General features: G+C 71.9%; 18 protein-coding genes. 10 read left to right on the top strand and 8 right to left on the bottom strand.

What is annotated here, in order from left to right; all coding sequences use genetic code 11:
* Positions 1-220: 220 nt before the first annotated feature.
* The 4 genes from AB0I15_RS59445 (at position 221) to AB0I15_RS59430 (ending at position 4,308) form a co-directional block, all read left to right on the top strand.
* Positions 221-811, top strand: coding sequence for a cupin domain-containing protein (locus AB0I15_RS59445; protein WP_358118031.1), 591 nt, complete (start codon positions 221-223; stop codon positions 809-811).
* Between the two features lie 11 nt (positions 812-822).
* Positions 823-1,758: an ornithine cyclodeaminase family protein gene (locus AB0I15_RS59440; protein WP_358118029.1), complete on the top strand. Its 936-nt coding sequence runs from the start codon at positions 823-825 to the stop codon at positions 1,756-1,758.
* Between the two features lie 287 nt (positions 1,759-2,045).
* Positions 2,046-3,065, top strand: a complete 1,020-nt coding sequence (locus tag AB0I15_RS59435) for an LLM class flavin-dependent oxidoreductase (RefSeq protein WP_358118026.1) — start codon at positions 2,046-2,048, stop codon at positions 3,063-3,065.
* A 205-nt stretch (positions 3,066-3,270) separates the two neighbouring features.
* Entirely contained in the window at positions 3,271-4,308 is a 1,038-nt protein-coding gene (locus AB0I15_RS59430) for an ATP-binding cassette domain-containing protein (RefSeq protein ID WP_358118023.1), read from the top strand.
* A gap of 8 nt (positions 4,309-4,316) precedes the next feature.
* Here AB0I15_RS59430 and AB0I15_RS59425 read toward each other — a convergent pair whose 3' ends face one another.
* Positions 4,317-4,691, bottom strand: a complete 375-nt coding sequence (locus AB0I15_RS59425) for a DUF302 domain-containing protein (RefSeq protein WP_358118020.1) — start codon at positions 4,689-4,691, stop codon at positions 4,317-4,319.
* Positions 4,692-4,856: 165 nt separating this feature from the next.
* On the opposite strand from AB0I15_RS59425, the gene AB0I15_RS59420 reads away from it, so the two are divergent.
* Together AB0I15_RS59420 and AB0I15_RS59415 are read left to right on the top strand one after the other, a co-directional pair.
* Positions 4,857-6,605, top strand: a complete 1,749-nt coding sequence (locus AB0I15_RS59420; RefSeq protein ID WP_358118017.1) for an NAD-dependent malic enzyme — start codon at positions 4,857-4,859, stop codon at positions 6,603-6,605.
* On the top strand, positions 6,602-8,062 hold the full coding sequence (locus tag AB0I15_RS59415; protein WP_358118014.1) for a class II fumarate hydratase: 1,461 nt from the start codon (positions 6,602-6,604) through the stop codon (positions 8,060-8,062). The genes AB0I15_RS59420 and AB0I15_RS59415 overlap by 4 nt, the downstream gene beginning before the upstream one ends.
* Before the next feature lie 8 nt (positions 8,063-8,070).
* On the opposite strand, the gene AB0I15_RS59410 is transcribed toward AB0I15_RS59415, so the two are convergent.
* Positions 8,071-9,093: a LacI family DNA-binding transcriptional regulator gene (locus AB0I15_RS59410; RefSeq protein WP_358118036.1), complete on the bottom strand. Its 1,023-nt coding sequence runs from the start codon at positions 9,091-9,093 to the stop codon at positions 8,071-8,073.
* A 67-nt stretch (positions 9,094-9,160) separates the two neighbouring features.
* Here AB0I15_RS59410 and AB0I15_RS59405 point away from each other — a divergent pair, with 67 nt between their 5' ends.
* On the top strand, positions 9,161-10,384 hold the full coding sequence (locus AB0I15_RS59405; protein ID WP_358118011.1) for an MFS transporter: 1,224 nt from the start codon (positions 9,161-9,163) through the stop codon (positions 10,382-10,384).
* Between the two features lie 58 nt (positions 10,385-10,442).
* Here AB0I15_RS59405 and AB0I15_RS59400 read toward each other — a convergent pair whose 3' ends face one another.
* The 3 genes from AB0I15_RS59400 to AB0I15_RS59390 all read right to left on the bottom strand — a co-directional run bounded on the left by AB0I15_RS59400 (position 10,443) and on the right by AB0I15_RS59390 (position 13,648).
* The gene (locus tag AB0I15_RS59400) at positions 10,443-11,423 is read right to left on the bottom strand and encodes a hypothetical protein (protein ID WP_358118009.1); all 981 of its coding nucleotides are present in this window, start codon (positions 11,421-11,423) and stop codon (positions 10,443-10,445) included.
* Positions 11,420-11,983 carry a PadR family transcriptional regulator gene (locus AB0I15_RS59395; RefSeq protein WP_358118007.1) on the bottom strand — a complete coding sequence of 188 codons (564 nt, stop codon included), beginning with the start codon at positions 11,981-11,983 and terminating at the stop codon, positions 11,420-11,422. Before AB0I15_RS59395 ends, AB0I15_RS59400 begins: the two co-directional genes overlap by 4 nt.
* Before the next feature lie 600 nt (positions 11,984-12,583).
* A complete protein-coding gene (locus AB0I15_RS59390) occupies positions 12,584-13,648 on the bottom strand; it encodes an NAD(P)-dependent alcohol dehydrogenase (RefSeq protein ID WP_358118004.1) in 1,065 nt (354 codons plus the stop codon).
* Between the two features lie 354 nt (positions 13,649-14,002).
* Between AB0I15_RS59390 and AB0I15_RS59385 the strand changes: the two genes are divergently transcribed.
* From AB0I15_RS59385 to AB0I15_RS59375, 3 genes are all read left to right on the top strand, one after another.
* Positions 14,003-15,379, top strand: coding sequence for an NADP-dependent succinic semialdehyde dehydrogenase (locus AB0I15_RS59385; protein ID WP_358118001.1), 1,377 nt, complete (start codon positions 14,003-14,005; stop codon positions 15,377-15,379).
* A gap of 118 nt (positions 15,380-15,497) precedes the next feature.
* On the top strand, positions 15,498-16,031 hold the full coding sequence (locus AB0I15_RS59380) for a YbhB/YbcL family Raf kinase inhibitor-like protein (RefSeq protein ID WP_358118033.1): 534 nt from the start codon (positions 15,498-15,500) through the stop codon (positions 16,029-16,031).
* Between the two features lie 38 nt (positions 16,032-16,069).
* Positions 16,070-16,540, top strand: coding sequence for a VOC family protein (locus AB0I15_RS59375; RefSeq protein ID WP_358117998.1), 471 nt, complete (start codon positions 16,070-16,072; stop codon positions 16,538-16,540).
* Here AB0I15_RS59375 and AB0I15_RS59370 read toward each other — a convergent pair.
* The 3 genes from AB0I15_RS59370 to AB0I15_RS59360 are packed head-to-tail and all read right to left on the bottom strand — an operon-like array spanning position 16,423 to position 21,322.
* Positions 16,423-19,419: a lantibiotic dehydratase gene (locus AB0I15_RS59370; RefSeq protein ID WP_358117996.1), complete on the bottom strand. Its 2,997-nt coding sequence runs from the start codon at positions 19,417-19,419 to the stop codon at positions 16,423-16,425. The genes AB0I15_RS59375 and AB0I15_RS59370 overlap by 118 nt on opposite strands.
* Positions 19,416-20,744 carry a lanthionine synthetase C family protein gene (locus AB0I15_RS59365; protein WP_358117994.1) on the bottom strand — a complete coding sequence of 443 codons (1,329 nt, stop codon included), beginning with the start codon at positions 20,742-20,744 and terminating at the stop codon, positions 19,416-19,418. The genes AB0I15_RS59370 and AB0I15_RS59365 overlap by 4 nt, the downstream gene beginning before the upstream one ends.
* Positions 20,741-21,322 carry a hypothetical protein gene (locus AB0I15_RS59360; RefSeq protein ID WP_358117991.1) on the bottom strand — a complete coding sequence of 194 codons (582 nt, stop codon included), beginning with the start codon at positions 21,320-21,322 and terminating at the stop codon, positions 20,741-20,743. Before AB0I15_RS59360 ends, AB0I15_RS59365 begins: the two co-directional genes overlap by 4 nt.
* Positions 21,323-21,425 lie beyond the last annotated feature (103 nt).

The raw sequence follows: 21,425 nt of genomic DNA, 5'->3' as shown, positions 1-21,425 counted from the left end.
GTGGTGGTGGCGGCGGTGGCGGCGGCGGTGGCGGCGGCGGTGGCGGCGGCGGTGGCGGTGGCGGTGGCGGTGGGAGCGGCGAGGGCGGACGAGGGTGTGGCGGACGTGCCCTGAGAGCAACCGGCCAGGGCGAGGAGGGCAACAACGCCCAGGAGTCGTGCGGGTTTCACACGGCGGACTATATCCCACAATTCATACATGTATTGTAGGATTATTGGTCATGACGTACCTGACCGTGTACAGCGACAACGAACAGCCCGAGACCCTGCTGGAGACCGAGGACTCCGCCGAGATCGAGGCGGCGCTCAAGGACATCGACGTCGTCCTGCGTCACTGGCAGGTCATCGACGACCTGCCGCCGGACGCGGGCCAGGAGGAGATCCTGGCGGCCTACCGGGCGGAGGTCGACCGCGTCATCGCCGAGGAGGGCTACACCTTCGTCGACGTCGCGCGGCTCCACCCCGACGACAGCGCCGACTGGCCGCAGCGCGCGGCGGCGGCCCGGCAGAAGTTCCTGGCCGAGCACACCCACGACGACGACGAGGTCCGCTACTTCGTCTCCGGCTCGGGCATCTTCTACCTGCACGTGGGCGGCAAGGTGCACGCGGTGCTGTGCGAGGCCGGCGACCTGCTGAGCGTGCCGAAGAACACCACGCACTGGTTCGACATGGGCACCCGGCCGGCCTTCACCGCCATCCGCTTCTTCCACGACGACGACGGCTGGGTCGGCGACTTCACCGGCAGCCCCATCGCCGAGCGCATCCCGGACTTCGACACCATCGCGGCCACCCGCGCGGCCAGGACGGGCTGAGCGCGGCCGCCGTGCTCCTGCTCACGCGATCGGAGATCGAGCGGCTGCTCTCGCCCTCCGACTACATCGGCCTGATCGAGGACGCGTTCGCGGCCTACGCCCGCGGCGAGACCTCGCCGAGCCGTCTGTGCCACCTCGACAGCCCGCCCGGCGAGTTCCACATCAAGGCCGCCGGGCTCGGCGGGGTCGTCGCCGTCAAGATCGGCGCCTGCTTCTACGACCGGCCCGCCACGCTGGGCCTGCCGAGCATCGTCGGCGTCATCGCGCTGTTCGACGCGGCGAACGGCCAGCCGCTGCTGTTCCTGGAGTCGGCCACGGTCACCCGGCTCCGCACGGCGGCGGCGACCGCGGTGGCCGTGCGCCACCTGGCGCAGCCGGACGCCACCACGCTCGCCGTCCTCGGCACCGGCGCCCAGGCCTCGGCCCACATCGCCGCGATCCGCGCGGTCCGGCCGATCGGGCGGATCCTCGTGTGGGGACGCGACCCGGGAAAAACGGCGCGCTTCGCCGGGGAGCACGGGGCCGAGGCCGCCCGCACGCCGTCCGACGCGAGCCTGGCCGCCGACGTCGTCGTCACCCTCACCCCGTCCACCCGCCCCTTCCTGGGCCTGTCCGACGTGCGGCCGGGCACGCTGGTGGCGGCCGTCGGCTCGGACGCGCCGGACAAGCGCGAACTCCACGACGACCTGCTCGCCGCGGCCACGCTGATCACCGACGTCACCCACCAGTGCGCGGAGGCCGGGGAATTGCACCACCGCCCGGAGACACCGGTACGCGCCGAACTGGGCGAGGTGGTGCTGGGCGTGAAGGCGGGCCGCGAGCGGGCGGACGAGATCGTGGTCTTCGACTCCACCGGCACGGCGGTCCAGGACGTGGCCGCCGCCCTGGCGCTCCACGCCGCCGCGACGAAACGCGGCGCCGGCCGCGCCCTCCCCTTGTGGGAGTGAGGTACCGGGATGGAAGATTCCATGACCTCCGCGGTGAGCGCGCGCGAGCCGCAGCGTGTACTGCTTGTCGAAGGAGGGACCGGAGCGCGGAGAGGTTTCCGAGCCGTCATTGGTCCCGCCGATCCCGAGGAACTCCACAGGCATGAGCCGAGGCCTTTCTGATGTTCGTCAGCGGATCTCAGCTCAACACGCCGACCTTAAAACCGTCAAGACCTACTAGTTTAGTGGGTTATATTTCTCCCTAGATGCCATGATTCATCCGGAACGCAACCGAAGGGGTAACGCCTGTGCCGCCGCCCTCGCAACCGTTGCGCAAGCTGGGCTTCCTGACGATCGGACTGTTCGACGAGGCCGATCCCGGGCGCGGCCACGAGTCGACGCTCGGCGTCATCGAGCTGGGTGAGCGGCTGGGCTTCGACAGCGCGTGGGTACGGCACCGCCATCTGCAGTACGGCATCTCCTCCCCGGTCGCCGTCCTGGCGGCGGCCTCGCAGCGGACCAGCCGCATCGAGCTGGGCACCGCGGTCATCCCCGTGGGGTGGGAGAACCCGCTGCGGCTGGCCGAGGACCTGGCCACGGTCGACGTCCTGTCCGGCGGCCGGCTCAACCCGGGCGTCAGCGTCGGCCCGCCGATGCACTACGACCAGGTCAAGGAGGCGCTCTACCCCGGCACCGGCGACCTTGAGGACTTCGGCTACGAGCGCGTGCGGCGACTGCTGGGCTTCGTGCGCGGCGAGCCGGCCACCGACTTCGGCGGGGTCGAGGGCTTCGAGGTCTTCTCCCCCCGGGTGCAGCCCCACTCCCCCGGCCTCGGCGGCCGGATGTGGTACGGCGGCGGCAGCCTGCGCTCGGCCCGGTGGGCGGGCGAGAACGCCATGAACTTCCTGACCAGCAGCGTGGCGAAGGCGGAGAATTCCGAGGATTTCGCCGAGATCCAGCTCTCCCACATACGGGAGTTCCGCGCGCACCACCCCGACGGCGACCGCGCCCGCGTCTCCCAGGGCCTCGTGGTCATCCCCACCGACACGGCCTCGCCGGAGCAGCGCGCCCGGTACAAGGAGTACGCCGGCAAGCGCACGCCCAGGACCGCCGAACCCCAGGGGCCGGCGCGGATGATGTTCGCGCCCGACCTCGTCGGCGACTCCGCCGAGATCGCCGAACGACTCTACGCCCATGCCGCCTTCCAGGAGGTGGACGAGGTCGCGTTCGCGCTGCCGTTCACGTTCGAGCATGAGGACTACGTGCAGATCCTCACCGACATCGCCACCGGGCTCGGCCCCGCGCTGGGCTGGCGTCCCCGGCCATAGCGGGCGGGCGGCGGCGAAGGCGTCTACGTCTTCACCCAGATCACCCTCTGTCGCGGTCATCGCGGTGGGGGCGGCACCCGTGCGGAGCGTCCCGGCCCGGCTCACCTGTAATCACCTTTACCTACTGGATATACATAGAAAAAGGTTCCCCGTTGATCAGGAAGTTCGCCGGTGTCGCGGTCGCATCGGCCCTCGCTCTCGCCGCATGCGGATCGGGCCCGGCGGCCCGGCCGACGCCTCGGGCGGCCGGCTGGCCCCGCCAGGCGGCGCGCAACTGCTGGGCACCGACAAGCTGGGCCGTGACCTGCTCACCCAGCTCATGATCGGCGCCCGTATCGCGCTGACGGCCGGGGCCGGGTCCGTGCTGCTCGGCGGGGTGCTCGGGGTGGCGGCGGGGCTGGCCGCCGGGTTCGCGACACGCCGGCTGGACGACGCGCTGACGGCGGCGCTCCACGCGCTCATCGCCCTGCCGACGCTGCTGCTCGCCATGCTGGTGATGGCGGTGCGCGAGGCGTCGCTCGGCTCGGCGGTGCTGGCGATCGGTCTGGCCATCTCGGCGGTGGTGGCCCGTCTGACCAGGATCCTGGCCAAACGCGTGCTCGCGCAGGACCACGTCACGGCGGCGCGCACGTCGGGCGGCTCGTGGCCGCGCGGCCGGGCCGCGAGCGCGGTGTTCCAGGAGCCGCTCACGGCGCTGGACCCGCTGATGCGCATCGGCAGGCAGATCGCCGGCCCTCTCCGGCGCCGGCACGGACTGCGCGGTGCGGCGCTGCGGGCCGCCGTCCTGACCGCGCTGGAGGAGGTACGCCTGCCGGAACGGGTCGCGGGCGCGTACCCGCACGAGTTCTCCGGCGGGCAACGGCAGCGCGTCGCGATCGCCAGGGCCGCCGCGCAGCGGGCCGCGCGTCCTGCTGGCCGACGAGCCGGTCAGCGCGCTGGACGTCACCACCCGCGTGCGCCTGGTGGAGTTGCTGCGCGAACTGAACGCCGCCAGGAACCTGACCGTGGTGATGGTCTCGCACGACCTGGCCGTGGTCGCCGCCCCGTGCGACGAGATCGCCGTACTCGACCGGGGGCGGATCGTGGAGCGGAGGCCGAGCGCCGACGTGCTGGGCTCGCCCGCGCATCCCTGCACACGCCGGCTCGTGGCGAGCGTGCCACGGCTGCGCCGGATCGCCGGCCCGCCCGGCGCGGAGACGCCCTGACCGGCGCGGCGATCACGTGGTCCGCCCCGGATCCGTGAACGCCCGTTCAGACGAGCGCGCCGGCGATCGCCTCTGTGGCGCGCAGCGGTGCCGCCTGCTCGTCGGTGAGCCCGTGCCGCCGCTGCAGCTCCCCGGGGTCGCCGTAGCTGACCCTGGTCCGGCCGGACGCGTCCTGCCAGATGAGGATCCGCAGCGGCAGGTCGAGCGCGAGCAGCGGTGCGGCGATCATGAGCGGCGTGCCCGCGGCCGGGCTGCCGAAGATCACCACCTTGGCCGGCGGCATGCTCAGCCCGGCCGTCTCCGCGGCCACGTCGTGTTCGACGACGGTGAAGAGCGTCAGCCCCTTGGAGGCGATCGACTGCTTCAGCCGGTCCAGCGTCTCCTCAACGGAGCCGCTCGCGGTGTGGGTGATGGCGTCCATGGGACGAAATATGCCCACGTCAGGGCACCCATCGTCGCGTGACCCGATTTTGGCCGACCTGAGGGACAGACGTGGGCGGCATCGGGGAGTCCACGCCCGCGCCCGGGGGCAGGGCAGGGGGACGGCCGCACCCTTGACCGGGTGCCACCCTGGAAGGGGATCACGATGTCGCCTGGCAAGAGGAAGCCTGATCTGGCGAGCCCGCTGTTCGCCGAGCAGCCCGACGGAAGCTACGTCACCTCTCTGCGCGGCCTTGCGGTGCTGCGCGAACCGCTGCTGAACAAGGGCACGGCCTTCTCGCCGCAGGAGCGGGCCGACCTGGGCCTGGAAGGCCTGCTCCCACCGGTGGTCGAGACCCTGGACGAGCAGGCGGACCGGTCCTACGCGCAGTACCGCGCGCAACCGACCGACCTGCTCAAGAACGTCTTCCTGGAGGGCCTTCGCGACCGGAACGAGGTGCTGTACTACCGGCTGCTCAGTGATCACCTGCGCGAGATGCTGCCCATCGTGTACGACCCCACCGTCGCCGAGGCGATCCGGAGCTACAGCCACGAGTATCGGCGCCCGCGGGGTGTGTACCTGTCCGTGGACGACCCGGCCGGGATCGAGCGGGCGTTCCAGAGCCTGCAACTGGGCCCGGACGACGTCGATCTGATCGTGGCCTCCGACGCGGAGGAGATCCTGGGCATCGGCGACTGGGGCGTGGGCGGCGGAGCCGGCATCGCGACCGGCAAGCTGGCCGTCTACACCGCCGCCGCGGGAATCGATCCCGGCCGGGTCATACCCGTCGCCCTGGACGTGGGCACCGACAACGAGGCGCTGCTGAACGATCCGGCCTACGTCGGGAACCGGCACGCCCGGGTGCGCGATCGGCGCTACGACGACTTCATCGACGCCTACGTGAAGACGGCGTCGCGGATGTTCCCCGGCGCGATGCTGCACTGGGAGGACTTCGGCCCGTCGAACGGCCGCCGCATCCTGGAGAGGTACACCGGGCGCGTCTCGACCTTCAACGACGACATGCAGGGCACCGGGGCGATCGTGCTGGCCGCCATGCTCAGCGCCGTCCGGGTGTCCGCGACCCCCATGAACGAGCAGCGGATCGTCATCTTCGGAGCCGGCACCGCCGGCATCGGCATCGCCGACCAACTGCGCGACGCGATGGTCCGCGCCGGGCTGGACCACGAAGCCGCGACCCGGCGGATCTGGCCGGTCGACAGGCAGGGCCTGCTCATCGACGACATGACGGACCTGCGCGACTTCCAGCGGCCCTACGCCCGCCCACGGGCCGAGGTCGGCGACCGGCCCGAGGACGGCTCCGGCATCTCGCTGGCCGAGGTCGTCGAGCGGGTCAAGCCGACCATGCTGCTGGGCGCCTCCACCGTCCACGGCGCGTTCACCGAACAGATCGTGCGCACCATGGCCGCGGGGGTCGAGCGGCCGATCATCTTCCCGATCTCCAACCCGACCGAGCGGATCGAGGCGATGCCGGCCGACCTGCTCCGCTGGAGCGACGGCCGGGCCCTGATCGCCACCGGCATCCCCGTCGAGCCCGTCACCTACAACGGCATCACCTACGTCATCGCGCAGGCCAACAACGCCATGCTGTATCCCGGGCTGGGGCTGGGCGTCGTGGTCGCCCGAGCCCGCCGGGTCAGTCCCGGCATGCTGCAGGCCGCCGCCGAGGCGGTGGGCGCCATGGTGGACGTCTCGGCCCCGGGCGCGTCCCTGCTGCCGCAGGTGGACAACCTGCGCGAGGTCTCCGCCTCGGTCGCCGTCGCGGTCGCCAACCGGGCGGCCGAGGAGCACCTCGCCCGTACCAACCTGCGCAACACGATTCAGCAGGTCCAGGACACCATGTGGCAGCCCGAGTACCGCCCGGTCCACGGGAACGGGAACGGGCACAGGCGATGAGCGCGCCCCAGGTCCGGGATGTGCCGATCGGGCTCGCGGAGACCGGGACCCGGACGGAGAGCGACTCCCTGGGCGAGGTGAACGTACCGGCCGAGCACTACTGGGGCGCCCAGACGCAGCGATCGCTGATCCACTTCGACATCGGCGACGATCGCATGCCCAAGGCCGTCTACCACGCCTACGGCCACATCAAGAAGGCGGCGGCGATCGTCAACGCCCGCGCGGGCCGCCTGCCCCGCTGGCAGGCCGACCTCATCGGCCGGGTCGCCGACGAGGTCGTCCGCGGCGACCTGGACGGCGAGTTCCCGCTGTACGTGTGGCAGACCGGCTCGGGCACCCAGTCCAACATGAACGTCAACGAGGTCATCTCCAACCGGGCGATCCAGCTCGTCGGCGGACGACTCGGCAGCAAGGACCCGATCCATCCCAACGACCACGTGAACATGGGCCAGTCGTCCAACGACACCTTCGTCACCGCGATGCACATCGCCGCCGCCGAGGCCATCGACGAGCACGTGCTGCCCGCCGCCGCCCGGCTGCGTGACAGCGCCGAGGCCAAGAGCCGCGAGTGGGCGCACATCGTCAAGATCGGGCGCACCCACCTGGAGGACGCCACCCCGCTGACCGTCGGCCAGGAATGGTCCGGCTACGCCGCCCAGCTCGGCGCGGCCATCGACCATCTCGAACGCACTCGAACCGGGCTGTATCGCCTGGCGATCGGCGGCACCGCGGTCGGCACCGGGCTGAACGCGCCGCCGGGTTTCGGGGAGGAGATGGCCCAGGAGATCGCCGAGCTCACCGGGCGCCCCTTCACCGGCGCGCCGAACGCCTTCGCCGCCCAGGCCTCGTGCGACGATCTCGTACGGGTCTCGGCGGCGCTGCGCGCCTTGGCCGTGCCGCTGTTCAAGTTCGCCAACGACGTGCGCTGGCTCGGCTCCGGGCCGCGTACGGGGCTGCGCGAGCTGATCCTGCCGGCCAACGAACCGGGTTCGTCGATCATGCCGGGCAAGATCAACCCGACGCAGGCCGAGGCCATGCTGATGGTCGCCATCCAGGTGGCCGGCAACGACACCGCCGTCTCCATGGCGGGAGCCGAGGGCAACTTCGAGCTGAACGCCTTCCGCCCGGTCATCATCAAGAACGTCCTGCACTCGGCGCGCATCCTGGCCGACATGATGGACCACTTCCGTGCGTACCTGGTCGAGGGGGCCCGCCTGAACACCGAGACCCTGCATCACAACATCGACCACTCGATCATGATGGTGACCGCGCTCAGCCCGGTCGTCGGCTACGACCAGGCCGCCCGCATCGCCCACCACGCCCTCGACAAGGGCCTGGCGCTCAAGGCCGCCGCCCTCGAGTGCGGCGTCGCCGAGGACCTGTACGACAGGATCGTCGACCCCGAACGCCTCACCAGGCCGGGAGTGCCCAGCCCGAACGGCGGCGACCGGCGCTGAACGTCCGGTCACCGCCCGTGGGGGGCCGGGGCGCCGGCCGCCGGTGTCGAGCCGGTGGTGATGGTCCACGGGATCTCGTGGTCGCCGGGCCGGCCGGGGTCGAGTGCGGCCTGCGCGCAGCGGCGGCCCTGCTCGCGCAGCGGGTTCGTGACGGACGTGATGCCGAGCCGCCGGGCGGCCGGTGACGCGTCCCAGCCGAGGTAGGCGGCCTCCGGGTGGGTCTCATGAAGGGCCTGGTGGGCTCCCAGGGCGAGTTCGTCGCTCATGGCGATGACGAGCGCGTCGGGCGTGAGCCGGGGGGCGAGTGCTCGGGCCGCCGCGGCGCCGTCTGGTTGCGTGTTGCGGGCCACGACCGCGATCGATGTGCTCGTCCAGCTAAGTCCGGCCTGTTCGATGGCGGCGCGGTAGCCGCGCAGGCGGGCGTCGGTGACGGGGAACGGTGCGTGTGGCGGCAGGTCGGCGCCGAGTGTCACCTGGTGCTCGCGGTCGCGGTCGAGAGGGAACGAGATCACGACGGGCGTCCGGCCTTCGCGGAGTCCGTGGGAGGCGACCGCGAGGGCGGCCCGGTAGTCGTCCTGGGTGACGCACGCGATTCCCTGGCGGGGTGGACCGCCCTGGATGACGGCGGGGCGGGGGTCGCCGGCGACGGCCGCCAGCACCGGATCGTCCTCCGCGGTGGTCCACAGCACGAAGCCGTCGACCGCCGCGGACAGCACCCGGCCGGCGTCGGCGGCGTCGCCGCGCGTGGGGATGAAGGTCAGGCCCTGGTCCTCCTCGACGCAGACCTCCGCGACCCCGGCCAGGAACTGTGCCGCCTGGGGATCGTCGAAGGCGTACGCCAGGTGCTCGCCGAAGACCACGCCGATCTGCCGTGTCCGGCCGGATTTCAGCGCGCGGCCCACGGCGTCGGGGCGATATCCCAGCTCGCTGGCCGCGCGCTGGACGCGATCGCGGGTGGCGTCCGCGACCCGGGCCGGCCGGTTGAAGGCGTAGGAGGCGGTCATGGGTGACACCCCCGCACGGGCCGCCACGTCCTTCAGCGTCACGCGTCTGCGGTTACTTGGCACGGATCCATCATATTTGTGTAGCGTTACACATATGTCGACCGTGATCGCTCGTTCCTCCAAGGTGTTCCGTGCGGCGCCGTTTCTGGGCTTCGCCGGATTCGGCGTCTTCTGGGGGGTGTGGGGTGCCGGCCTGCCCCTGCTGCGCGCCCAGGCCGGTGTGAGCGACACGCAGTTCGGCGTCGCGCTGCTCCTCGTGGGCGCCGGGGCTCTGCCCGCCATGCTGCTGACCGGGCGGCTCGTCGACGCGCTCGGGCTGCGGGTCGCCGGAGTGCTGCTCGCGCTGCTGGGCGGCATGGGGGTCGCGCTGTCGGCCGCCTCGGCGGGTTACGCCGCGCTGTGCGCCGGGATGCTCGCGGTGGGAGCCGGTTCGGGAGCGGCCGATGTGGCGATCAACACGCTGGCGGCGACGGTCGAGAAGTGGACGGGACGCCCTGTCGTGGCCCGTTCGCACGCGGCGTTCTCCGCCTCGGTCGCGGTCTCGAGCCTGGGCGCCGGCGTGCTCACCGCGATGACGGGCAGCCTGCTGGTGACCTTCGCCGCGGCCGCCCTGGTCGTCGCGGCTCTCGGCCTGGCCGTCGTCGCCGCGGCGCGCTCGGCCCCCGCCCGCGACGCCGGGGCACCGGGCCGCCGGGAGGCGCCGGCCGGTCGCGTGTCCTTGCGGATCGTCCTGCTCGTGATCGGTGCGATCGGCGCCCTGGCGTTCGCGTCGGAGAACGCGTACCAGACCTGGGCCGCCGTGCTGCTGACCGACGCGTTCACCGCCTCGCCGGCGCTGGCCGCCGTCGCGCCGGCCGCGTTCGCCACGACGGCCGCGCTGGCCCGTCTCACCACCGCCACGATCACGTTACGCCGCCCGATCACCACGCTGATCGTGGCAAGCGTGATCGCCACGAGCGGAGGCGTCGTGACGGCGTACGCCTCCACGCTGCCGCTCGCACTGGCCGGCATCGTCGCCGCCGCCATGGGCACCTCGGTGCTCTTCCCCACCCTGCTGTCCCACGGGCTCCGGCCCGTGCCGGACGGGTCACGCGGACGGGCCACGTCCGCCATCTCCACGGTCGCCTATCTCGGCTACCTCGCCGGCCCGGCGTACTTCGGCCTGCTCGCCGACGCCACCGGGGTGCAGACGGCCTTTCTCGGCATCGCCGCGCTGACCACCGTGCTCCTGGCCACGATCCCGGCGCTGTCGGCGCTCAAGCGGGCGGAGGCCGCCCTCCCCCACGACGAGGCGCCGCACTCGATCCGCAGCACCTGACCGGCCCTCTGCCCCAGTGCTCACCGCGCTGGGCGGAGGCGGCCGGGTCGGCGCGCGTTCAGCTTTCGGCGATCAGCTTGCGGTAGCCGTCGTAGGCGGGTTTGGGCTGGTAGTCGCTGGTGGTCAGCCCGAGTCGGGCGGTCGGCTCGGCGCGGGCGGAGTCGGCGTCGCGCAGGCCGAACACCTCGTGGTGAGTGATGTTGTGGCGGGTGGCGGCGGCGGCCACCGTACGGAGCATGATGTCGAGCCGGGCGGCCTGGTCATCGGGCGTGCGGCCGGGCCCGGTGGGGGTGCCGTTCTCGGCGACGTGAAGGGGGACGTCCGGGCCGAGGTGGGCGCGAGGCATGCACTGCTCGCGCAGATGGCGCAGCGCGTGCTCGGTGAGCCCGGCCAGGGCGGGTTCGGGCACGGGCGAGAAGGCGTCCGGGTAGAGCCCCAGGCCCACGTAGTCGACGTGGGCCGCGAAGTCCCCGGGAGCGAGCGCCTCCAGGTGCGCCCAGAACTCCTCGTCGCCGCCGAGGAACTCGGGTGGCTCGGCGACGGAGAAGCCGATCCGGACGTCCCGGTGCCCGGCCGCGTCGAGCAGGTGGCGGGCGTGGCGCGTCCCGGTGGTGAGGGCGTCGAGGACTCCGGGGGAACTGCCGTCGATCCAAGGCAGCCTGAAGTTCGGCTCCAGGGTGATCTGCAGGAAACTCGCGATGGCCCCGTAGCGGCGAACGGCCCCCTCGATGAAGGCCAGCCAGCCGTCGAGGTCGCGCTCGGCGGGCAGGTGGCACAGGACCAGGTCGAGCCGGCGGTTCCCGGTGGCGTACCACTCGTCGGGCATGGTCAGCGCGCGCATCCGCCGCTCGGGGGCCAGGATCCGCGCCTTCTCGGGGTCCGCGGGCGTTCCCAGGAAGTGCACGTATTCGCGGACGACGAAGGGCCGTCCGCCGCTCAGCCCGCCGACCAGGTCGTCGATGGCCGCGGGGTCGTCGGGCGGGCCCGTCGTGGCGGCCACCTGGTGGGCGGCGTAGATGCCGTACGTCAATCCGCTCATGCCCGTCCCTTCGCCGGCCATGCCAGCTCGTCGCGGTCGATGCGCGCGACCAGGGCGCGGATCCATTCCGTTTCGGCGCGCAGTTGGTGCAGGACGAAGTCGACCTCGATCATGGTGATCTCCGGCAGGCCGACGTCACCGGCCCGTTCGAGCTCCGCGATCCGCTCCCGCAGCGACTCCTGCCGCTCGCGCAGCACGTGCGGGGCCTCGTCCCGGTCGAGCGCGCCGAGGTAGGCCAGGGCGTCCACGAACGCCGAGGTGGTCACCCTGGCCTCGCGGATCTGCCGACGCACCCGTTCCCTGAAGGTGTCCCAGCCCTGCTCGGTCAGGGCGTAGACGGTGCGCGCCGGGCGGTTGCCCATCTGCTCGACCCCGGTCGGGGCCACCCAACCGGCCGCTTCCAGCGACCGTACGAGCGTGTAGACGGAGCCGCTCTTGGCGTTCAGGTACGGGTGGCGCTCGTTGAGCGCGGTCGCCAGCGCGTACTGGTGCATCGGCCGCTCCACCAGCAGGCCGAGCAGTCGCAGAGTCAGTGGATTGTCCACCGCGGTCAAGGGCATACCCGAATACTATCATTCGTATACGGGCAATCGGCTCAGCTCTTGGCGAGCGCTTCGCGGCGGATCCATTGGAGCAGGGTGGGGTTGTCGACGGTGGTGATGACGCTGACGGTGGCGCGGAGGTAACGGTCGCCGTTCAGCAGGGCCAGCATGCTCGCGGCCAGGTCCGCACGGGCGGTGAACCGGCCGTCGGCGTGGCTGTCGACGAGGGTGTATTCGGTGACCGACGGCAGTAGGAGTCCGGCCGCCGGGTGACCGCGGCGACCTGATGTCCGGCGGCGAGCGCCTGGGCGGTGAGCAGGCGGCCGGTGGAGCCATTGGCCCCGAAGACTGCGATACGCATGGCGGCTGTCCTTCGCGGTTGTGCCCGAGTGTCCTGTGGGGTGGTTCGCCAGAGGCCGGGAACGCCCGCGCGGGCGCTCGGAAGCGACTCCTCCACACCCCCGAGACGAGACAGCCGGTCGTTCTGTGACATGGGAGGAGACCGCCGAGCCGAAGCCGCCGCGGCGCTCGCGCCGGCTGAGGCGCCCGCAAGCCGGAGACCCCGCGACGACCCCGTGACGACCCCGTGACGACCCCGTGACGACCCCGCGTCGACCGTCAGTCGAAGACGACGACCTGACGCCCGATCACCTCGCCTCGGGCCAGCGCGTCGAGCTTGTCGTTGATGTCGTCGAGCTTGACCGGTGTGACGGTGTGCTTGATGCGCCCCTGGGCGGCGAGGGCGAGGACCTCGGTGAGGTCGTTGTAGTTCCCCCAGAAGGATCCGGAGAAGCTCCGCTCGCCGGAGACGAACAGGAACAGCGGGAATTCGACGCGCTGACCCATCAGGCCCACCGACACGAGGCTCCCTTCGGCCGCCAGGAGCGAGGCGTTGAGCTCGAGTGACTGCGGAGCTCCGGAGCAGTCCAGGGCGGCGTCGATCTCGCCGCGGCCGGTCAGCTCCGTCAGTTCGGCCCGTACCTGGTCGGGTGTCTTGCCGCGGGTGTTGACGGTGTGGTCGGCGCCGTTCTCCTTCGCCACCGTGAGCTTGTCGTCGCTGCGCGCGAAGGCGACCACGGTGGCTCCGTCGCCGAGCAGCCGGGCGTACTGCACGCCGTAGCTGCCGAGCCCGCCGATTCCGCTGACGAGCACCGTGCGCCCCGGCCCGAGCCGTCCGGCGGCGCGGAGCTTCTTCATCCCGCGGTACGGGGTGAGCCCGGCGTCCACCAGGGGCGCGAGGTACTGAGGTGCCAGGCCCGCCTCAGGGTCGATGCGGATGAGGTGGCGGCTGGGCGCCGTGACGTACTCGGCGAAGCCTCCGGGCGGCCCGAAGCCGATCCATCCTCCGCTTCCCGTGCACAGTTGCTCGTTGCCCTCGTGGCACTGCCGGCAGGTCCCGTCACCCCAGGCGGGATCCACGACCACCAGGTCCCCCTCCGACAGGCCGGCCGAGGCGGGAACGGCCGAGCCGAGCTGGGCGACCTCGCCCGCCACCTCGTGGCCGGGAATGTAGGGAAACTCGATGTCGAGCGGGAAGTAGCCGTCGAGGAGTTGGTAGTCGCTGCGGCACATTCCCGTGGCCCGGACTTTGATGAGGACCTCGTCCGGACCGGGTTCCGGAACCGGAACGTCGTCGATCTGCAACGGCTGCTTGTATCCGTGCATCCGTGCTGCGCGCATCATGACGCCTCCTTCATCCTGTTTCGAATTACAGGGTCGTAAGGTTCGCGTACGCCCTCAAAATAGCGCTAATCTCCATAAAACAGACGAAACACCAGGCAATCTCGGCTTTGCCTTTCGGGCGGCCGGTCGATCGCCGGCGCGGCGAGACCGGCCCAGGCTGACGCCAGGGCGAAACAGCCGGTAAACCCCAGGTCGGATCGCTTGTGCAGATGGGGATAAGGCGTTACCTCGCCATGGCACCGTGCCTTTGCCGCGTCACTAGGCTGAACCAGAGTGCCGGTGTCTGGGTGCTCCCCGATCGACGGCCGCACCGGCGGCCGAGCGAGTGCTCAGACGAGCGGAGGGGGGCCAGTCATGGCCATTGCCACGATCAATCCCGCGACCGGGGAGACGGTCAAGACCTTCGAAGAGCTGAGCGAGGCCGAGGTCCAGCAGAAGATCGGCCTCGCGTACGAACGGTGGCGGACCTACCGCACCACGAGTTTCGAGGAACGGGCCGAGTGCATGCGCGCCGCCGCCGACCTGTTCGAGAAGGAGGCCGATCTCTCGGCCGAGCTGATGACCACGGAGATGGGCAAGACGCTGACCGCGGCCCGGGGCGAGGCGCTCAAATGCGCGCACGGCATGCGGTACTACGCCGACCACGCGGCCGAGTTCCTGGCCGACGAACCGCTGGCCGACCCGTCACAGGTCGGGGCCAGGCGTGCCCTGGGACGCTATCAGCCGCTGGGTCCGGTGCTGGCGGTGATGCCCTGGAACTTCCCGATGTGGCAGGTGATGCGGTTCGCCGCCCCGGCGCTGATGGCGGGCAACGTCGGGTTGCTCAAGCACGCCTCCAACGTGCCGCAGTGCGCGCTCTACCTCCAGGACGTCTTCCGCCGCGGCGGGTTCCCGGACGGCTGCTTCCAGACGCTGCTGATCTCCTCCCGGCGGGTGGAGCAGATCCTGCGCGACCCCCGGGTGGTGGCCGCGACGCTGACCGGCAGCGAGCCGGCCGGCCGTTCGGTGGCGGCGATCTGCGGCGACGAGGTCAAGCACACGGTGATGGAGCTGGGCGGCAGCGACCCGTTCGTCGTGATGCCCTCGGCGGACCTCGACCGCGCCGCCGCGACCGCGGTGGAGGCACGTGTGCAGAACAACGGGCAGTCCTGCATCGCGGCCAAGAGGTTCATCGTGCACGCCGACGTCTTCGACGCCTTCGCCCAGAGGTTCGTCTCCCGTATGCGCGAGCTGAAGGTGGGAGACCCCTTCGAGGCGTCCACCGACGTCGGGCCGGTGGCCACCGAGCAGGGCCGGGCCGACATCGAGGAGCTCGTGGACGACGCCGTCTCCGCCGGTGCCACCGTGCTGTGCGGCGGGCGGCGGACGGACGGGCCGGGCTGGTTCTACCCGCCCACGGTGATCACCGACATCACCCGCGACATGCGCATCTACCTGGAGGAGGTGTTCGGCCCGGTGGCCTCGCTGTACCGGGCGGCGGACATCGAGGAGGCCCTGGAGATCGCCAACGCCACCACCTTCGGGCTGGGCTCCAACGCCTGGACCGACGACGAGGCCGAGCAGGAACGGTTCATCTCCGACCTGGAGGCCGGCCAGGTCTTCATCAACGGCAAGACCGTCTCCTACCCCGAGCTGCCGTTCGGCGGGATCAAACGCTCCGGCTACGGCCGCGAGCTCTCCGCGCACGGCATCCGGGAGTTCTGCAACCTCAAGACCGTCTGGATCGGCTGATCCGGCTGCACGTCGGCCTGACCGCCGACCGGACGGAACGCGGCACAAGAAGGGTTTCATCATGACCACGCACACCGATCATCGGGCCGGCCGACCGGTAGCCGCGAAGATCAAGGGGATGAAAGGCAACGACCCCTTCGCCCGCCTGCCCGAGGTGCCTTCCTTCACCGTCACCAGCACCACGGTGACCGACGGCGCTCCCTGGCCGCCCGCGCAGATGCACGCCGGCGTCCCGGGCGGCAGGGACGTCTCGCCGCAGTTGTCGTGGAGCGGCGCCCCGGAGGGGACGAAGAGCTACGCCGTGACGATCCTCGACCCGGACGCGCCGACCGGCTCCGGATTCTGGCACTGGGCCGTCGTCGACATTCCCGCCACCGTCACGGAGCTGCCTGAGGGAGCGGGGGACGAGGCCGGCTCCGGCCTGCCCAAGGGCGCCTACCAGTTGCCCAACGACACCCGCGCGGCGTGCTTCATGGGAGCGGCCCCGATGGCGGGCGGCGGCCCGGACCGCTACGTCATCGTGGTGCACGCCCTCGACGTCGAGACCATCGGCGTCCATGCCGACGCCACTCCTGGCTGGCTGGGCTGGACCATCGCCAGTCACATCCTCGGCCGCGCGGCGCTCACCGTCACCGCCGAGATCCCCGCCTGACCGCCGGACCGACGAGAGCCAGGGATGAGGAGCCCCAGATGGGTGACACCGTCGCACCTACCTTCACCGGTCTGCACCATTTCGCCTTCACCGTCAGGGACCTCGATGCCAGCGTGGCCTTGTACCAGAAGGTCTTCCAGGCCCGGCTCGTGCAGGGCAGGCTCCCGCACTACGGCCGCGAGTGGACCGGGTACGCGGAGCTCGTCATCGAGCCCCGCACCGGCCTGGCCATCGGCCTGCACCACAACGTCGTGAACAGGGACGAGGAGTTCGACGAGGGCCGCACCGGCCTCGACCACATCTCGCTGACCGTGGAGGGGCGCGAAGGGCTCGTCGCCTGGTCGGACTGGCTCGACAGCCTCGGCGTCGCGCCAGGACGACGGGCCCGGCCTCATGGCTCACCGGCACGCGTACGGTGGGCCCGCGGCGCCGCCTGGCCGCCGGCCGTGTGGAGGAGACTTTCGCGGGTGCGGCGGAGGAGTTCAAGGACGCGGTGTTCGAGCGCGTGACCGGCGCCGAGCAGGCGGTTGCAGTGCAGATGGACATGGCTGCGGCACACGTCCGGAGAAGGTCGGGCGGGCGGCAGGGCTTGACGGCGGGTGGTGAGCAGCGACATCAGGGCCCGGTCGTGTGGTGTCGCGGCGAGAGCACCCGGATCGCGCAGGAGCCGGCGCAGCTCACGGGCGCGCTCGCGATATTCCCTGCCGCCGTCCGGTGACGGGGAGACGCCGTCACGGTAGAAGCGCGTGCGCTGCTCGACGTCGAGCCCGAGGCCGTCGAGCAGGTCGTCGACGCTGAGCGCGGCCACCGTGGTCGGGTCGTAGGGGAATCCGCGGCTTCTGGACAGGGCGAGCAGGCCGGCGACGGCCGGGCTGTCGGCGGTGAAGACGCCCTCGGCGGCCGGCATGGCGTTCACGCCGCCGTACCGCTCGATCTCGCGTTCGTAGGTGTCGAAGGCGAACGTCCTGCACGCGCCCGCGGAGATCAGATCGGCCGCCCAGTCGCAGACGTGACGCATGAGCGGGCCCAGCAGTGTGGCGGGGTCGCCGTGGAACCGGATGCGCAGGTGCGGGTCGGGATCGGAATAACGCAGGAAGAACCAGCCGTCGGCCAGCCCCGCTCCGGTGACGAACTGCCCCAACGGGCGAAGCGCATCGGCGATCAGCTCGTCCTCGAACCGGCGGGGGCCGTACAGCTTGAGGTAGAGCCAGTCGCTGCCGGGCGGTCGCACCCGGGTCCGGGCAGGCACGAGGCCGGAGCGCCGGCGCTCCGGCGGGGCGGGTTGTGGCCGCCGCAGGGCGAGCGGCACCACCACCTCGCTGAGGTGAGCGCCTCCGGGGCCCGGCAGCCAGGCGTGATCCGGATGGGGCAGGGCCTCCTGGAGCAGAACGGGACGTCCGGGTGGTTCCATGCGCAGCAGTTCGGCCTGCTCGGCGTCGTCCAGGTCGAGCAGCAGCCGGTTGTCTCCACCGCCCAGGTACACGTGGCGGGGCACGAGGTGCGCCTGCCGCCAGGCGGCCAGGCTGTGCGCGTCGTGCAGGGCCGCGGGATCGACCCGCCAGCGGGCCAGGGAGAGCACGATGCGGCCCCGCTGGATCCGTGGCAGGAACGGAAGGCCGGCGGCCGGTCCCCAGTCGAACGAGGTGAACACGCTCCGGCCGTCCCGGGCGACGTCCAGCAGGAAGCGGGCCGCGGGGGGCGCGTGCGCCGGGTTGAGCATGTGGCACTGCGTGGCGACGACCTCCACGTCGCGTGCGGGCCACCGGACGGTGAAGAGGCCGTCGCGCAGGCCCACGACCAGTTCCTCGACCGGTACGAGCCACTCGTCCGAGACGCCGGTGGAGGGACCGACATGGATCTCGTGGCGATGACCGGACGGGCGGATGGCGACGTTGCCGGAACGGGCTCGCTCCGGCGTGTAGACCACCTCGGCGAGGAGGCGGCCGGGCACATGCCGGGATTCGGCCTCCACCGCCTCCGCCAGCGCGGCCACCGCCCGGGGACCCAGCAGGTCGGCGAAGCGCCCGAGGGTTCGCCCGGCCGCGTTCGCGCCGACGTTCGGGCCTACGACGAGCAGGAAGTCGCCCTTGTCGACGGCCTCGGCGCAGGACGCTGCCACCAGGACCGCGATGTCGAGGGACGGCGGGGCGAAGGCGGCATTCGGCGTCCAGGTCTGGAGGCGTCTCAGCAGGTCATCGTCGAGTTCGACGGTGGTGCGGCGGTCACGGCAGGCGTTCATGACGAGCTCGGACAGGAGCCGGTGGCGGGCGGTCGGCGCGGGGGTCCCGTTGCCGCCGTCGGTGGGGCGGCCCAGCCCGAAGTCCGGATCCACCAGCTCCAGCAGCGGGACCTCGCGGTCCGCGCCGTACCGGCTCTCGAACGCTCGGCGGTAGGCGCCGAGATGGGGTGGTCCCGCGGGGTACGGCGTCAGTCGCAGCAGCAGTTCGGCGGCCACGGCCGCCTGGGCGCCGACGCGCGGGCTCAGGCCGGTGCCGGCCAGCGGTAGCGCGAGGTCCGTCTGCAGGAGGTTGCGCGGGTCGGTGGCGACCGCGATCGTGCCGACCCGGTCGAGCAGGGGTGGCCAGGCCCGGACCCGTTCTTCGAGCGGACGGGCGTCCCACTCCCGCAGGGCCCTGCGCAGCCCGGCGAGGTCTTCTGCGACGGGGTGGCCGGCGAGCCGCTCCTGCACGTGACGAAGGGGATCGCCGGTGAGCGGCGGACGCAGATCGTGGCGCAGGAACCCTTGACTCAGCAGGTCCTCGATCAGCCGGTCCGCCTTCTCCGGCGTGGCGCCGGGCAGCGTGATCAGCGCTTCGGCGATCTCCGCACGCGAGACGGGCGCGCGGGCGAGGGCGAGCGTCCGCCGTACCGCCGACGTGGCGCGCACGGAGGCGGCACCGTCGGCCGAGAACGCCCGCCCCGCCCGGACCAGCACGGATCGATCGGCCACCAGAAGCAGCCCGGCACGGATCTCGGGATCGTCCTCGAGGCCCGCGACCAGATCCGTCAGCCAGCCCATGTCCGGGCGGGTACGGGTGCGCGGCGCCTCCTTGGCGAGGGCGAGGTCGGTGCACTGCCCCCAGTCCGCCAGGGCGACCCCCGCGAAGAGGCCGAACGGGGTCGGCCGCGTGCTCATGCGAATGAGGTAGCGCAGCAGTTTGCGGCCGATCCGGTGAGCCTTGGGATGGCCGGGCGCCGTTCGCGCCAGCGCGGCGGCCAGGTCGGTGCTCGCCACCTGGACGGCCGCCACCACCGCCGGGTCGCCGGGCAGCAGGCAGGCCGGATCCCCGGGTCGGCCCGCCTGCGCCGCGGCGCCGACCGGCAGGAGCGGGGCGCGTACCAGCGCCCAGTCCATCGGCGTGTACAGACTCCGGTTCGCTCGGCTCATGAGAGGAGGAAGAGCCGATCCCAGGTCGGTTCGACGTCCGTGGCGGCGGCCAGCAGCACCAGGACGACGCCCGCCGCGCCGTCCAGGACCCCGGCCCGGTCCACGGAGTTGCCCTGCGGCTCCAACGAGGCGTAGCCGAGCGGCCGCTCGGGCTGGTAGGCGGCCAGCAGTTCGTCCACGAGTTCGGTCACCGCCTGGCGGAACAGGCCGGTGTCGTGGGCGAAGCGGAGCACGACGTGCAGCAGGCCGCTGACCCCATGACAGAACGTCGGCGAGGGGATCGCGCGCAGCCGAGCCGGGCGGCGCAGGACGGCGTCCAGGGCCTCCAGCGCCAGCTCCCCCAGGACCCCATCGTCCAGGGCCTGCGCCGCCAGCCACAATGCGCGCGCGACCCCGGGGGTCCCGTAGCACCATGCGCTCCGTGACGAGGCGGCCCGGCCGGGTCGTCCGCCGGCCGTCAGCGGTACGACCGCGGGCCAGTCGACTCCCCAGTCGTCCCGGACGCGGTGGGCGACCAGCCAGTCGGTGATCCGTCTGACGGCATCCGCCTGGCCCGGGACCTCGATGCCCGCGCGCAGGGCGAGCGACAGCAGGGCGAGAGGTCCGGGGATCCCGTGCGCGAGACCACAGTCGAGGGCGCCGTGCGGGTGGAGCCGCGCCATCGCCTCGTCGCCCATCAGGTGGGAGGGGGTCATCCAGCCGGGCGGCTCCTGCTCCCGGGTGAGCGTCACGAGCCCGCCGAGAATCTCCGGCAGCATCTCGTGCGGGTCGCGCGTCAGCAGGTAGGCGCCTATGCCACCGGCTCCGGAGATCAGGTCGAACGCGCTCACGGGGCCCGGCTCGGAGGTCTCGCTGAGCCGCGTGCCGATCGCCGCCGCCCGGGGCGCCAGCGCGTCGTCCAGGGCGGCGAGCATCCGCCGGTAGCGTGCCCCGTCCCGGCTCAGCGACACGGTGGCGAACGCCAGCCCGCTCAACCCGCCGAACATGCCTGCCGGCGCCGCTTCCACGCCCGCCGTGGCCGCCGTGAGGAACTCGTGGCCCACCGCGTCCCAGCCTTCTCCGGGCAGGCACGCGTCCAGATAGGCGCAGGTCACCGCGAGGCCCGCGTCGCCGTCCGCCACCGCGTAGGGCCTGCGGGCCAGCGTCTTCGGGAACCGGGTCTGCTCCATGGACGTGGAGAGCGTGGCCGCTATGCGTCCCGGGTCGGTCACCCGCGCGGCGACGTCGCGGGCGATCCGCAGGACCGCCGCCTGCCGGTCGGGGGCGAGCATGCTGTGCCAGGCGGCGTCACACGTCGGCGTCTGCCGGGACGTGACGGCGCTCACCGGTCACCACCGCACCAGGGGTCGCAGGTCACGCAGCTACCGCAGTTGGTGTGGATGAGGCAGGTCTCGTAGCAGGATCCGCAGTTGGTGAAGCAGGTCTGGCAGGTCTCCATACAGGTGCCCGGCGTCACGCAGTCTCCTCCGCCGGGCGTCGTCGGTTCCCCGCAGCCGTGCTCGCGGGAGTCGGTCACGCCCGGGATGCACTGGCCGCTCTTCGGCCGGCCGAACCGGACATCGAGGTCGAACTCGTCGAGAGCGCGGGCCGTCCGTGTTCGCGTGAACTCCACCGCCGCCTCGCGACGCAGGGACACCCGCGTGGCCTCCTCGCCCCGGAAGGGTTCCTCCTCGCCGGCGACGGTGGTCATGTCGATGACGTCGTCGACGTGGAACTCCACGTAGTAGTCGAGCTCGCGCGTGAAGTACAGCCGCCGGCGGTCCGGCCGGTCACTGTCCCCGAGGAAGCCGGTCATGTGCAGAGCCGCCGTGGGCGCCTGCGCCGGATCGGGCCGGAACTTCTCGACGATCGGATCCTGCGCTCTGTCAGCACCCTGCGGCGCGTTCTCGTCCTCGTCAGGCATCGCCTGCGCTCCTTCACGTCTGCGGTGGCCGAAATGCGGGGCCGGACTCCGGGGCCGCAGCAGGCTCACTGGCTCGATGCTTGTCCTGCTCGAAATAGCGCAA

Source organism: Nonomuraea sp. NPDC050643 (assembly GCF_040654715.1).
Taxonomy (GTDB): Bacteria; Actinomycetota; Actinomycetes; order Streptosporangiales; family Streptosporangiaceae; genus Nonomuraea.
This window is presented reverse-complemented; position numbering and strand designations above follow the sequence as displayed.